The organism is Pseudoduganella rhizocola (genome assembly GCF_045984285.3).
GTDB lineage: Bacteria > Pseudomonadota > Gammaproteobacteria > Burkholderiales > Burkholderiaceae_D > Rugamonas.
The window spans coordinates 200,556-214,721 of record NZ_JBJQIK030000002.1; the positions used below are offsets into that span (position 1 = coordinate 200,556).

At 63.6% G+C, this 14,166-nt stretch carries 9 protein-coding genes; 4 read left to right on the forward strand and 5 right to left on the reverse strand.

Features of this window, described 5'->3' with window-relative positions; genetic code table 11:
- Nucleotides 1-13: 13 nt before the first annotated feature.
- From ACJRPG_RS04535 to ACJRPG_RS04555, 5 genes are all read right to left on the reverse strand, one after another.
- On the reverse strand, nt 14-1,324 hold the full coding sequence (locus tag ACJRPG_RS04535; protein ID WP_407998854.1) for a sugar MFS transporter: 1,311 nt from the start codon (nt 1,322-1,324) through the stop codon (nt 14-16).
- Between the two features lie 19 nt (nt 1,325-1,343).
- Entirely contained in the window at nt 1,344-3,953 is a 2,610-nt protein-coding gene (locus ACJRPG_RS04540; RefSeq protein ID WP_407998855.1) for a TonB-dependent receptor, read from the reverse strand.
- Between the two features lie 341 nt (nt 3,954-4,294).
- Entirely contained in the window at nt 4,295-5,734 is a 1,440-nt protein-coding gene (locus tag ACJRPG_RS04545) for an ATP-binding protein (RefSeq protein ID WP_407998856.1), read from the reverse strand.
- The gene (locus ACJRPG_RS04550) at nt 5,727-6,440 is read right to left on the reverse strand and encodes a response regulator (protein ID WP_407998857.1); all 714 of its coding nucleotides are present in this window, start codon (nt 6,438-6,440) and stop codon (nt 5,727-5,729) included. Before ACJRPG_RS04550 ends, ACJRPG_RS04545 begins: the two co-directional genes overlap by 8 nt.
- Before the next feature lie 22 nt (nt 6,441-6,462).
- Complete coding sequence (locus tag ACJRPG_RS04555) at nt 6,463-7,737, reverse strand: ABC transporter substrate-binding protein (RefSeq protein ID WP_407998858.1); 1,275 nt, start codon at nt 7,735-7,737, stop codon at nt 6,463-6,465.
- Nucleotides 7,738-7,942: 205 nt separating this feature from the next.
- On the opposite strand from ACJRPG_RS04555, the gene galB reads away from it, so the two are divergent.
- From galB to ACJRPG_RS04575, 4 genes are all read left to right on the forward strand, one after another.
- On the forward strand, nt 7,943-10,441 hold the full coding sequence (gene galB / locus ACJRPG_RS04560; protein WP_407998859.1) for a beta-galactosidase GalB: 2,499 nt from the start codon (nt 7,943-7,945) through the stop codon (nt 10,439-10,441).
- Between the two features lie 178 nt (nt 10,442-10,619).
- On the forward strand, nt 10,620-12,815 hold the full coding sequence (locus ACJRPG_RS04565) for a family 10 glycosylhydrolase (RefSeq protein ID WP_407998860.1): 2,196 nt from the start codon (nt 10,620-10,622) through the stop codon (nt 12,813-12,815).
- A 117-nt stretch (nt 12,816-12,932) separates the two neighbouring features.
- Nucleotides 12,933-13,667, forward strand: coding sequence for a DUF418 domain-containing protein (locus ACJRPG_RS04570; RefSeq protein WP_407998861.1), 735 nt, complete (start codon nt 12,933-12,935; stop codon nt 13,665-13,667).
- 22 nt (nt 13,668-13,689) lie between these two features.
- Nucleotides 13,690-14,130 (forward strand): DUF418 domain-containing protein, encoded by a 441-nt coding sequence (locus ACJRPG_RS04575; protein WP_407999377.1) that lies wholly within the window; start codon nt 13,690-13,692, stop codon nt 14,128-14,130.
- Nucleotides 14,131-14,166 lie beyond the last annotated feature (36 nt).

Here is a 14,166-nt window from a genome sequence, read left to right on the forward strand (position 1 = left end):
CGGCTTGGCCGGGCTAGCGCCAGGAGCGGATGGTGTGGCCTTTCACCGCGTAGAACAGGATCAGCGCGTAGCAGGGCAGCATCACCCAGTAAGCCGCCTGCGAACCGCGCGTGTCGGACAGGTGGCCGTACAGCATGGGCAGCAGGGCGCCGCCGGCAATGCCCATGATGAGCAGGGCGGAACCGCTGGCCGTATATTTGCCCAGGCCTTCCAGCGCGAGCGGCCAGATGGCCGGCCACACCAGTGCATTGGCGAAGCCCAGCATGGCGAGAAACATCACGGTATCCGGCACGGCAGGCACGCCGGCCCACGTCACCAGCACTTCCGAAATGCCGGTGCTCACCGGTGAACTGAGCGCCACCCCCGCCGTGAAGGCGATGCCGCTGACGGCGGACAGCAGCAAGGCCTCCTTCTGCGACAGGAACTTCGGTATCGCCAGCACGCCCACGATATAGCCCAGCACCATGAAGCTCATCGTGTACGAGGTGAGGATGCCGAACTTTTCCACGCCGAGGTTATGCCCGTACAGGCCAATGGTGTCGCCCGCAATGACCTCCACGCCCACGTAGGCAAACAGCGACAGGGCGCCGAGCACCAGCTGCGGGAAGCGCAGTACGCCGAAGCGTTCCACCGGCGTTTCCGCCTGCTCGCCGGCGATTTCCTGCAGCGGCGAGAAACGCACCAGCAGCATCACCAGCAGCAGGCAGCCCGCCATGGCCGCATAGGGAAACACCAGGCGCAGCGACAGTTCGGAACGCAGCGCATCACGCGCCACGGGCGTCATGGCGGCCAGCTCCGCATCCGAGTAGTGCCCCATGCCGGACAACATCAGGCTGGAGAACACCAGCGGCACGATCACGCCGGCCGCCTTGTTCAGCAGGCCCATCACGCTGATGCGCATGGCGGCGCTGTCGCGCGCGCCGATGCACACGATGTAGGGATTGATCGCGGTCTGCATCAGCGTCATGCCGGTGGCCAGCGTGAACAGGGCCAGCATGAACAAGCCATACCAGGTGGTGCGCGCGGCCGGGATGAAGAGCAGCGCACCGGCCGCCATGACGCCCAGCCCCAGCGCCATGCCTTTGCGGTAGCCGGTGCGGCGCAGCACCGCCGCCGCCGGCAAGGCCATCACCGTATAGGCGATGTAGAAGGCGAACGTGACCCACAGGGCCTGAAAATTGTTCAGGTCACAAACAATTTTCAGGAAGGGGATCAGGGAGCCGTTCAGCCAGGTGACGAAGCCGAGGATGAAGAACATCAGCCCGATGAAGGCCATTGCCACCGCTACGTCCCTGGAACTGCCTGCCGCTGTTTCGGCTTGCATTGCCTGATTCTTCATACGCTCAGAACTTCGCACGCAGGCCCACGCTGTAGCGCGCACCGTTTTCATAGACGCCAACCGGCAGGCCGTCCGTGGTGTTGGTGCGGATGACTTCATTGTTGATGTTCACGGCCGAGGCATACAGGCTGTAGGTCGGGTTGATATCCCAGTTCGCCGTTGCATCCCACTGGCCGTAGGCGCTGTTCACATCCTGGCCGCCTTCGTTCAAGCCACCGTAGGACTTGGAGCGGTAGTTGTAGGACAGGCGCAGGCTGTAGCCGTTACGTTCGTAGTAGCCGCTGGCGTTGAGCTGGTTGCGCGAGTTGCCCACCACATTCAGCTTGCGGCCGCCGGCCACGGAGCCGGCCTTGGCGTCGGTGAAGGTGTAGTTCACGATGGCGCCGAAGCCGTTGCCGAAGGACTGCTGCCATTGCAGTTCCAGGCCCTTGATCGTCGCGCCGTTGTCCGCATTGTGCGGGCGGGTGACGGGGCGCTGCACGCCTGCCACGTTTTCCACGGCGGTGGAGGTGTAGATGAAGGTGTCCAGGCGCTTGGTGAAAGCCGTGGCGGACAGCAGCGACGCATCGGCAAAGTACCACTCGGCGCCGATCTCCGCCTGGTTGGCGTGGTAAGGATTCAGCAGCGGATTGCCTGCGGTGGCCGCATTGGTGGTGCCGCTGACTTCCGTGCTGGCACTCAGGTCGCTGAAGGTGTTACGTGCCATTACGCGGGATACGGCGCCGCGCACCAGCAGGTCGCGCCGCAGTTCGTACACGAAGTTCACGTTTGGCAGAAGGTCGTTGTAGGTGCGTTCCACGCTGCCCAGCGTGTAGTTGCCGGTGCCGCTCAGGTCCTGGTTCGCTTCGGAAGTCTGGCGGGTGCGCACATAGCGCAGGCCGAAGTCGCCCCGCAGCTTGTCGTAGCCGAATTCGGCCTTGCCGTACAGCGCGGAGATGCGTTCCTTGATGCGGTAGTACTCGCCTTTCGCTTCCTTGTACACCATGCCTTTGTCGTACATCGGGAAGCCCTTGCTGAAGGCGAGGCCGTCATCCACCCACGCGTATTGCGTGAGCGAGCCTTTGGTGGCCGCTTCCTGGCTCAGCATCGGCGACGGCCCGGTCGACAGGTCCGCCAGCGAGAAGGACTGCCAGCCGGTGCTGCCCGGACCAACGGTGCCGATAGTGCGGCGGTTCTTCACTGTATTGTCGCGCAGCTTGGCGCCCACTTTCACGCTCTTGATAAAGCTGTTGTCCACGTCCAGCGTGAAGTCGGCCTGGCCGTAGTTCTCCTTGCTCTCCATGCGGCGGATCCAGTCGCGCGCGTTCTGCAGCGTGAGCTTGGTCGGGTCCAGCGGGCTCATATCGAGGTAGCTGACTTCGTAGGTGTCCGGTGCGAGGTTGATGGTGGCGCGGGTGTTCCCGGTGAACCAGAAATTGCGGTCATGTTCGCTGCCGCCCGCGCCCGAGGTGGTGCCCACCTGTGTGTGCAGTTTCCAGTTGTCGCCGTCCACGTTGCCTTCCAGGTCCAGTACCCTGGACTTGATATAAGCCTCGCGGTAAATCGGTTCGAAGGATACGCCGGTGGTCGGGCCCACGGTGCCGCCCACCAGCGCCTTGGTGCCGTCCGACGTGGTGATGAAGCGCGGGTTGGTCACGCGCAGCGTGCCGTTGGCATCCGCCAGGCCGCCTGCCTGCCACAGGTAGTTCTGGTTGTTGTTGTCCATGTCCATATCCGAATTCAGGTAGTTCAGCGAGAAGTCGGAATTGGAAGTAGGGCGCAGCTGCAGGGTGACGTTGCCGGTGGTGCGCTCGCGGTCCTGGCGGAAGATGGCCGAGCCGCCGCCCCACGATGCGTAGGTGCCCGGCGTGACCGTGCCGTTCTGGTCAACGATGTTGTACTTGGTGGCGTCGGTGAAGTTCTCCAGGCCGTCCCGGCGCATGGTGCGCTTCTGGCGGCTCAGCGCGATCAGCGCGCCGAAGGTTTTCGCTTCGTTCTTCCATGCCACGAGGCCGGACAGTTGCGGATCGGTTTTCTCCGGCAGGTCGCTGTAGGTGGCTTCGGCGGAGAACTGCGCGGTGAAGGGCTTCTTGAACTGTAATGGCTTGCGGGTCTTCACGATCACCAGGCCGCCGATGCTGCCTTCATCGAGGTCGGCGGAAGGGCTCTTGTACACATCGAGGCTGCCCACCAGTTCGGACGGCAGGATGTCGTAGTTGAAGCCGCGGCTCTGCGCATCGTTTTTCCACCAGTAGGCGGAAGCGACGGACTGGCCGTTCAGCTGCGTCATGTTCAGGTTCTTGTCTGTGCCGCGCACGAAGATGTCGCGGCCCTCGCCCCAGGTGCGGTCCACCGAGATGCCGGGCACGCGCTGCAGGGAGTCGGCCACGTTCTTGTCCGGGAACTTGCCCAGGTCTTCGGCCGTTACGCTGTCCACGATATTCATCGCATCGCGTTTTTCCGCGAGGTTGCGCTTCAGCGTTTCGCGGATGCCGCGTACTTCCACGACTGAAGGAGCGTCTTCCGCGGCGGCGCCGCTGGTTTGGCCGGCCGCGTGGCCCGGTAAGGCGGTGCCACCAACAATCATGGCAATCACGTGGGGCAGGTATTTTTTGCGAATCAATAGCTCAGACATGCTCTCTCCGGTTGGTATTTTTTATTTCGTTAGCGTCATCTCGGCTGAAAAAAAACCGGCGCCGCCAGCAGTGGCGCCGGGCAAATTCACACCAATGAGGGGAGTGTGAATGCGTCAAACCTTGCCGATAAGTTCATGCTAGCAAGGCTTGCTGTGTGACACCAGCAGGCGGCATTGCGCCGCATTGTGCGACTAAGTAATTGATTTTATTTGGGTTTTTTATTGCGCCGCATGTCGTGTGCTTACGTAACCTTACATTGGGCCCGCCACCTCGCATATAGGCCCGCAACGCTACGTCAGGCAGGCTTACAAAACATTACAAAACACGTTGCAAGCTAACGTCATGCAGGCAGCCGGATCACGGAATTGAGGCCGCCTTCGGGATGATTCGCCAGCAGCAGCTTGCCGCCGTGGCCTTCGATCACGCCGCGTGCAATGCCCAGGCCCAGGCCCATGCCGCCGTCATTCCGTTCGCGTCCATGCGCCAGGCGCACATAGGGCTCGAACAGGCTGGGGAAGGCGTCGTCCGGCACACCGGGGCCGTGGTCGCGCACGGCGATCTCTACCCAGCCATCGACGGTGCGCACGCTGATCTCGGCGCGCTCGCCGTAGAACAGCGCGTTGTCGAGCAGATTGCCGATGGCGCGCTTCAGCGCAAGCGGCTTGCCGCGCACCACGATGCCAGTGCCGTCGAAGGCCACGCTGTGGCCCGCCAGCTGGGCGCTGCGCACCAGGCGCTTGATCAGGCTGTCGAGGCGGATCTCGGCCGGGTTCTCGTGGATGTCGCTGTCCTTTACGCACTGCAGGGCGCCCTTGACCATCATGTCCAGCTCATCGAGGTCTTCCTCGAAGTCGTTGCGCAGGCCTTCGTCATCCAGCAGTTCGGCGCGCAGCTTGAGGCGGGTGATGGGCGTGCGCAGGTCGTGCGAAATGGAGATGAACAGGCGCTCGCGGTCGGCGATATAGCGTGCGATGCGCTCGCGCATGGCGGAGAAGGCGCGCGCCGTGTTGAGGAATTCGCGGCTGCCGGTCACTGGCAGGGCAGGCGCGGCTTCGTCCTTGCCGAAGGCCTCGGCGGCATCGGACAGCGCGGCCAGCGGGCGCGTGATCGAACGCACCACGAGAATGGAGAGCAGCAGCACGGCGGCCAGCGACAGGCCTTGCAGCACCAGGCGGTCCGACGACAGCGGGTCGTTACTGCTCAGGAAGTAGGGGTTCGGCATCAGCGTTGCCATGTACAGCCAGTTGCCCGGTTCGAGCTCGGTCTGGATCACGAGGATGGGCGCGGGGTCCGGCTTGGGCAGCAGGATATGGCGCACCCAGCTCTCCGGCAGTTCGCTCAGGTGCACGCCGTCCGGCGACACGGCCAGCTGGTCGGGCCAGGCGAAGGCGAGGCGGAACTGGTCGTGCTGCAGGTCCTTGCGCAGGGTGGCGCCCACCGTCTCCAGCGCGGTATCGGCGAGCGCATTGGGCGCGATGGCAGGCACCGGAACATAGGCGCGGTTCTGGTAGACGAAGAAGCGCGTGCCGCCCATTTCGCGCAGCTGCTGGATCAGCAGGCTGCGGTAGCTGGGCGGCAGGCTGCGGAAGAAGCGGATCGAGCTGGCGGCGCCCTGGCCCAGGTACTGGGCGGCGGAGCGTGCATCCGTTTCGGCCTTGGCGCGCAGCTGGGTGGCCCAGATGACGCTGCCCACGATTTGCGTGATGAGCAGGCCGGCCACCATGACCAGCGACAGGCGGCCGAGCAGCGACTGCGGCCACCAGCGCCGCCGTTCAGACATGGGAAACGCTCACGTCCGCCGAGAACACATAGCCTGCGCCGCGCACGGTCTTGATCAGCATGGGCTGCTTGCCGTCGTCGTTCAGGCGCAGGCGCAGGCGGCTGATCTGCACGTCCAGCGAGCGGTCCAAAGGACCGGCGTCGCGCCCGCGCGTTTCTTCGCACAGGATGCTGCGGTCCAGGATATCGCCGGGATGATCGACGAAATACTTCAGCAGCTGGAAATCGAGGCCGGTAAGCGCGAGGGGCTGGCCTTCGCTGTCCACCACCTTGCGTTCCAGCGCATCGAGGGTGAAGCCGTTGAAGCGGTAGTAACGCGGTGCTGCAGCCGGTTCGGCCGATACGCGGCGCAGGATGGCCTTGATGCGCGCCAGCAGCTCGCGCGGGCTGTAGGGCTTGGCGATGTAGTCGTCGGCGCCCAGTTCCAGGCCGACCACGCGGTCCGTTTCGTCCGAGCTGGCGGTGAGCATGATGATGGGCACATTCGATTGCTGGCGCACGATGCGGCATAGCGCGAAGCCGTCCGTATCCGGCAGCATCACATCCAGGATCACCAGCGACAGCTGCCCGGCATGCAGGTGCAACTCGGACAGGAAGCTCTCGCCGTTGTGCGCGAGGATCACTTCGTACTGGTTCTTCTCCAGATACGTCTTGAGCAGCATCCGGGTTTTCTGGTCATCGTCGACAATCAGGATCTTGCGTAACATGCTGTTCCCTCGTGTTGGCCGGTCAGTTGCGCCGGCGCGAATTCAGCGCGCGCAGCACGGCCGCCAGGCGGCGCTGCACGTCGGCTTCGGTGACGTTGTCGTTCATGAAGTAGCGGTGCACTTCGGCGATGATGGCGTCGCGGCTTTGTTCATCGGCCGCCATGCGGTGCACCAGGCTGGGCGCCTGCACTGCGGCGCCGCTGGCGAAGGTGGTCCAGGAATCGCGGGCGCAGCTGTCCATGCCCGATGGATCGGCATCGCGCCGCACCGGCACTGCGCCTTTCGCCGCATTGAACTGCTGCTGCACGGCCGGCGTGACCACCAGCTTTGCCAGCTTCTCCTGCGCCGCCATGCGGCTGCCTTCGGCGCCAAGCATGGCCAGCGTGTCCACGCTGTACAGGTGCAGCTTGGCGGTGCCGGGCATCGGGGCGCAGGAGAATTCGTCGTCGGTGGCATAGCCCCATTCATTCAGTTCGGCCTTGGCCCAGTCGCCCATCACCAGCATGGCGCCATCGCGGCGCGCGAAGCGGCGCACGGCATCGGTCCAGGACTGTTCTTCCAGCGGCAACTGCATCCAGCCCTTCATGGTGCGCAGGTGCGTCAGGGCTTGCAGCAGGCGCTTGTCCGCTGCGGCTTGCGGATTCAGGCGCACAAAGAGCTGGCGGTAGTATTCCGGCCCGCTCTCGGCCAGCACCAGGTTCTCGAACAGGGTGGCCACCTGCCATGGCTCGCTGCTTTGCACCAGCGGCGTGATGCCCGCCGCGCGCAGCTTGCGCGCGGCCTGTTCGAATTCGCTCCAGTTGGCGGGCGGCGGCAGCTGCAGGCGCGCGAACAGCTTGCGGTTGTAGAACAGGGTATTGATGCGGTGGATGCCGAGCGGCGCGGCCACCACATGGCCGTCATGCTGCACCAGCGAATACACGGTGGGGAAGAGCACGCGGTTCCAATTACCGGCCACCGCCACGCTGTCGAAGCCGCGCAGCAGGCCCAGTTCCGCCCATTCGCCGACCGAAACGCCGATGATCTGCGTGGCTCCGGGCGAGTCGCCCGCCAGCACGCGGCTCTTGAGCACCTTGCCTGCGCCCAGTCCGGCGCCGCCGGGCACCGCGTTGTCCTTCCATTCGATACCTTCCTCGCCCAGGCGCGTTGCCAGCACTTTGGCGGCGCGCCGCTCGCTGGCGGAAGTCCACCAGTGCAGCACCTGCAGCGAGGATTCAGGCGGGTCGGCCGGCAGCGCCGGCGCCGGGGCCGCGCAGGCCAGGCCAAGCAGCACTGCGCGCAGCAATCTGCCGCGCATGGCCCACTTTGTCCCCTGACGAATCGACGCACCCACGCAAACCCCCTGGAAAATGACGGGCAATTATAGCGAATAAAGCAACTGGCGCTGCCAGCCGCGCGCCGGAGCTATCCTGTTTTGGCAAAATCCTATGCCGATTTCTGATTATTCAAATGACCATACGCGGCCGATACTACGTTTTTCTTTCACCGGACCCTGAATTCCAATGCGACCTGTTCCCATGCTGGCCATGACTGCAGCCGTAATGGCGCTGTCCCTTCCGTCCCATGCCGCCGAACAGGGTGTGCGCGAGCGGACCTCCTTCAATGCCGGCTGGCTCTTCATGAAAGGCGAACCTGCGGGCGGCGCCGATGCCGACGACAAGGGCTGGCGCAAGCTGGACTTGCCGCATGATTTCGGCATCGAAGGCCCGTTCAGGCAGGAATACGACGGCGAGACCGGCAAGCTGGAATGGTGGGGCGTGGCCTGGTACCGCAAGCACTTCGTTTCCCCGGCGAGCGATGCGGGCCGCCGCGTCTACCTTGACGTGGACGGCGCCATGTCGCATGCGACGGTCTGGTTGAACGGCAAACAGGTTGGCGGCTGGCCATATGGCTATGCCTCGTTCCGGGTTGACCTCACGCCGCATCTGAAGGCCGGTGCTGACAACGTGGTGGCGATCCGCGTCGACAATCCGCCCCAGTCCTCGCGCTGGTATCCGGGCGGCGGCGTTTACCGCAATGTGTGGCTGGTGAAGACCTCGCCGCTGCATGTGGCGCATAACGGCACCTTTGTTACCACGCCCATCGTGAAGGCCGATGCAGCCACCGTCAATGTGCAGGTCACGCTGGACAACAAGGGCAGCGATACGGCGGCGCAAGTCTCCACCGCAATTTATGCGCTGGATGCGGCAGGCCGCCGCAGCGGGCCCGCGCTGGTGCAGAGCGAAGCTTCGCCGCTGGCCAAGATTGGCGCCGGCCGCCAGATCCTGCTGGCGCAGTCGCTGCAGCTCGCGCAGCCGAAGCTGTGGAGCGTGCGCTCGCCGCAGCGCTACGCCGCTGTTACGACCGTGAGCGGCGAGGGCAGGGTGGTGGATGAAGTGGAGACGCCGTTCGGCATCCGCACTGCCGTCTTCGATGCGGAACGCGGCTTCCTGCTCAACGGCGAGCACGTGCCGCTGCAGGGCGTGAGCATGCACCATGACCTTGGCGCATTGGGCGCGGCGCTGAACGTACGCGCGCTGGAACGCCAGCTGGAGATCCTGCGCGAGATGGGGGTGAATGCCATCCGCACCACGCACAATCCTCCCGCCCCCGAGCTGCTGGAGCTGGCGGACCGCATGGGCATCCTGATCGTGGAAGAAGCCTTCGACGCCTGGCGCACCGGAAAAATACCGAAGGACTACAGCACGCTGTACGACGAATGGCACGAAAAAGACCTGCGCGCCATGGTGCAGCGCGACCGCAACCACCCCAGCGTGATCATGTGGAGCATCGGGAACGAGATCATGGAACAGGGCCAGCCCGAAGGCTGGAAGATGGCGGCGCACCTGGCGGCCATCGTGCGCAGCGAAGACCGCACGCGGCCGACCACTGGCGGATTCAATCACATCGCCTCCGGCTACAACGGCTTCCAGACTGCCGTGGACGTACTGGGCTTCAATTACAAGCCGGAGGAATATGCGAAGTTCCACCGCAGCTCGCCGCATATCCCGGTCTACGGCAGCGAAACCGCGTCCACCGTCAGCTCGCGTGGCGAATACTTCTTCCCGGTCAGCGACGACAAGCGCGAGGGCGCGGTGAACTTCCAGGTCAGCAGCTACGACCTGACCGCGCCGCCGTGGGCCTGGTCGCCCGACGTGGAGTTCCGCGGGCTGGACGCAAGCCCGTTCACGGCAGGTGAATTCGTGTGGACCGGCTTCGATTATCTCGGCGAGCCAACGCCATACAACGCCGACTCCACCAATGTGCTGAACTTTACCGACCCTGCCGAGCGCGAACGCGCCGCGAAGGAGCTGGCGGCGCTGCGCAAGATTCCCATGCCCTCGCGCAGCTCCTATTTCGGCATCGTGGACCTGGCGGGTTTCAAGAAAGACCGCTTCTACCTCTACCAGGCGCGCTGGCGTCCCGAGCTGCCGATGGCGCACTTGCTGCCGCACTGGAACTGGCCGGAGCGCGTCGGGCAGGTCACGCCGGTGCACCTCTACACGTCGGGCGATGAGGCCGAGCTGTTCGTCAACGGCAAATCGCAGGGCCGCAAGAAGCGCGGCGCCAAGGACTACCGCCTGCGCTGGGACGATGTGGTCTACCAGCCCGGCACGGTGCGTGCACTGGTCTACAAGCAGGGCAAGCCCTGGGCGGAAGACACGGTGCAGACCACGGGCGCCCCCGCAAAGCTGTCGCTGACCGCCGACCGCAGCGCACTGGCCGCCGACGGCAAGGACCTGTCCTTCGTGACGGTGGCCGTTACCGACCGTGACGGCCGCATGGTGCCGCGCACCAGCAACAAGGTGCGCTTCAGCGTGAGTGGCCCGGCGGAACTGGTGGCCACCGATAACGGCGACGCCACCAGCCACGTCTCCTTCCAGTCGCCGGAGCGCGCCGTCTACAACGGGCTGGCGCTGGCCATCGTGCGCACCAAAGCAGGCAAGGGCGGGCCGATCGTCGTCACCGCCGCCAGCGAGGGACTGGGCAGCGCGAAAGTAATCTTGGGCAGCAAGCCCTGAACTCCTCCTTCCTCGAAAGTGGTATTAAAAAACCCATACCAAAAGTTATGACCCATTCCTGAAAATTCATTGGGCGCGCCAATCGTGCACGCATAGTCTTTACCAGCCACCTTGTAAAAAGAACATAACGCCATGGACGTTGTGTCCCCTTTAACCACTCAGAATAAATACGAGGACTATGAAGAGACTACTATGTGCGGCCGCGGCCCTGTGCCTGCTCGCCGCAGGCCAGAGCCATGCCCAAACCACTGCCCCGAAGCGCGAAATGCGCGGCGTCTGGATCAGTACCCACATCAGCCTGGACTGGCCGGTACGCACCCAGACTCCCGACCAGCAGCGCGCCGCGCTGACTGCCATTCTTGACCACAACAAGGCCACCGGCATGAACGCCGCCTACTTCCAGGTGCGCAGCCAGTCCGACGCCATGTATGCCAGCACGCTGGAACCATGGTCCTACTACCTGACCAACAGTTCGGGCACCGCGCCATCGCCCGCCTGGGATCCGCTGCAGTTCGCCATCGGCGAGAGCCGCAAGCGCGGCCTCGAATTCCACGCCTGGATCAACCCCTACCGCGCCGTGGCCACGCTCTCGAACGCCGGCAATAACGCGATGTATGGCCCCACCCACGTTTCGCGCACCCATCCCGAATGGCTGCTCACCATCGGCACCGTGCAGATCCTCAACCCCGGCCTGCCCGCAGTGCGCGAGCACGTGCACGCGGTGGTGATGGACATCGTGCAGCGCTACGACGTGGATGGCATCCACTTCGACGACTACTTCTACCCGAACGGCACCCCGGCCACGATTGACGATGCGGCCTACAATGCCGATCCGCGCGGCTTCCCGAACACGCCGGAAGGCCGCGCCGACTGGCGCCGTGACAATATCAATCTGCTGATCGCCAGTGTGGGCCAGAGCATCACCGCCCTCAAGCCCTGGGTGAAGTTCGGCATTTCGCCGTCCGGCATCTACCGCAGCAGCACCGACCCTGCCGTCGGCTCGCCAACGTCGGCAGGCGCGCTGCAGCACTACAGCGCCATGTTCGCCGATTCGCGCAAGTGGCTGCAGAGCGGCTGGATCGACTACCTCGCGCCGCAGGTCTACTGGTATATCGGCCAGGCCGGCTCGGACTATCAGCTGCTGGTGCCATGGTGGAACGAGAACGCCTTCGACCGCCACATGTACATCGGCTTGGCCGACTACAAGATGAACACCGCCGGCTGGACCAGCCCCGCGCAGATCGCCAACCAGATCGCGATGAACCGCGGCAGCAGCCATATCGCGGGCCAGATCCACTTCCGCCACGCCTTCCTGCAGCAGAACGCGCTGGGCTACCGCACGGACCTCAAGGACAATATCTACAACAAGCCGGCCATGCTGCCGGCCATGCTGTGGAAAGACAGCACCGTGCCCGCGGCGACAGGAGAGCTGGGTTCCACCCTGAACGACAACGGCTCGCTGACGCTGGCATGGAGCAGGGCAGAGGGCGCGGATGAATTCGACAAGGCCCGCCGCTACGCGATCTACCGCTCCGAGCAGCCCAACATCGACCTTGAGAACCGCGACAACCTGCTGGCTCTCACCGACAGCAATGAGACCAGCTATACCGACGGCGCCATCGCGGCAGGCAAGTACTACTACTACGCCGTTACTGCGCTGAACCGCCTGCACCACGAAAGCGCCGCATCCAACACCACGAGCAACGACAAGCAGGCGCCGGTAGTGCAGACCCGCGCGATCGAACGTACGCTGGTGGCGGGCAATGTGAGCATCACCGCCGACGACGTGGACAACGGCAGCACCGACAATTGGGGCATCGATTCCCGCAGCGTGAGCCCGAACTCCTTCAGTTGCAGCAATATCGGTGCCAACGAAGTGGTGCTGAGCGTGACCGACAAGGCAGGCAACGTGGCGACCGCGCCGGCTACCGTGACCGTGCTGGGCGCAGTGCCGCAGCCGCAGCTTGCCGTAAGCCGTTCCGATACGACCGACACCAACGCGCCGGCCAACACCATCGTTCTCGGATACGGGGCGCAAAGCCTGACGCTGACTGCTTCCGATGCAGCCAGCGGCTCGATCAGCAGCTACACCTGGTCGCCCGCCGCAGGCCTGAGCAACACCAGCGGCGCCGTTACCCAGTTCACACCGGCGGCGGCAGGCAGCTACACCATCGCGGTCCAGGCCAGCAACCAGAACGCCTGCAGCGCCGCGGGTTCAGTGACGATTCCCGTAATCGACGCACGCTGCGGCGGCGGCAACAAGGTGAAGGTCTGCAAAAAGGCCGGCCAGTCCTCGCATGAAATCTGCGTGTCGCCAAGCGCCGTTCCGGCACACCTGAAAAAGGATGCAACGCTGGGAAGCTGCGGCGCCTGATATCCTGTATGACCAATGAAAGCCCAGCCCCCGTCGGCTGGGCTTTTTTACTATTGGTATTGTTCTGTTTTGTAATTCCGCTCATAATAAATGCATTTTGGAAACATTGAGGTATGCATGATGAGCGAGCACACAACACGCGTTCCGGCCATTGACGTAATTCGCGGCATGGCATTGCTGGGGATTTTGCTGATCAATATCCAGACTTACGCATTGTTCCTGTTCCTGCGGCCCGAGCAGGTGTATGCGCTGCAGCTGGACCAGCCGGCTTCCTATGAGCCCCTCCAGTTTGCGCTGCACCTGTTGGTCAAAGGGGAGTTCTACACGATCTACAGCTTCCTCTTTGGATTGGGCTTTTACCTGATGATGGAGAAGAACCGGAAGCTTGGCCTGGATGGCGACAGGCTGTTCAAGCGCCGCCTCTGGCTGCTGCTCGCGATAGGACTGGTGCATGGACTGGTATTCTGGTTCGGCGACATCCTGCATAAATATGCACTGTTGGGCTTCACGCTGTTGTACTTCAACCGCAAAACCGTTGCGGTATTGTGGAAGTGGATCGCAGGCCTTGCACTGGCTGGCCTGTTGATACAACTGGCCAAACTACTCCTGTCTACTGCCACCCCGGAATCGCTTGCCGCCAGCCAGGCGCAAACGGACGTCGTGATCATGCAGGTGCTCAAGACATGGCAGACCGGCGGCGTGCTGGAGGTGATGAGCATGCAAAAGCTCGGCGTCGCCATGCTCCATGTGATGTCGATACAGAACGGCATGGCGAGCTGGCTGCAATACGAGATCATGTTCCTGCTCGGCCTCATTGCGGGGCAAGACCCGCGTGTTCCACCGTCTCGCTGAACTGAAGGGGCAGCTGCTGAATGTGGCGCGCTGGCTTCTGCTACCTGCTTTGCTCCTGAAAGCATTTTCCAGCTTGCCGGTCTTGCAGTGGCATCCGCTGCCGAACGCCTTCGCGCTCGAACGCGCGCTGTTCGCGATTGCGGAGTTTGCCGCTACGCCCCTGTTGAGCGTGTGCTATCTGATCGGCCTTGCCATGCTGTGCCAGGCCAGCGCCAGCCCGGTGCTGCGCTGGATTGGGAATGCCGGCCGCATGGGGTTGACGAACTATCTTGCACAGACGCTGATCTGCATGCTGCTGTTCTATCACTACGGCCTTGGCCTCTCGGGACGCCTCAATCTGGCAGGCGCGCTGATGGTGGCAGTCTGCATTTACATCGTGCAGCTTGCCGGCAGCAACTTCTGGCTGGCCCGCCATGACAGTGGCCCAGCGGAGAAATGGTGGCGCCGCTTGACCTACCGTTGACGGTTTGACAGGTGATGGAAAAACCATTAACCTTGC

Bases quoted from the DNA above. Each gene is read 5' to 3' on its own strand.
- ACJRPG_RS04550 (WP_407998857.1), bottom strand. From the start codon at position 6,440: ATGTTACGCAAGATCCTGATTGTCGACGATGACCAGAAAACCCGGATG.
- ACJRPG_RS04535 (WP_407998854.1), bottom strand. From the start codon at position 1,324: ATGCAAGCCGAAACAGCGGCAGGCAGTTCCAGGGACGTAGCGGTGGCA.
- galB (WP_407998859.1), top strand. From the start codon at position 7,943: ATGCGACCTGTTCCCATGCTGGCCATGACTGCAGCCGTAATGGCGCTG.
- ACJRPG_RS04540 (WP_407998855.1), bottom strand. From the start codon at position 3,953: ATGTCTGAGCTATTGATTCGCAAAAAATACCTGCCCCACGTGATTGCC.
- ACJRPG_RS04565 (WP_407998860.1), top strand. From the start codon at position 10,620: ATGAAGAGACTACTATGTGCGGCCGCGGCCCTGTGCCTGCTCGCCGCA.
- ACJRPG_RS04570 (WP_407998861.1), top strand. From the start codon at position 12,933: ATGATGAGCGAGCACACAACACGCGTTCCGGCCATTGACGTAATTCGC.
- ACJRPG_RS04545 (WP_407998856.1), bottom strand. From the start codon at position 5,734: ATGTCTGAACGGCGGCGCTGGTGGCCGCAGTCGCTGCTCGGCCGCCTG.
- ACJRPG_RS04555 (WP_407998858.1), bottom strand. From the start codon at position 7,737: ATGCGCGGCAGATTGCTGCGCGCAGTGCTGCTTGGCCTGGCCTGCGCG.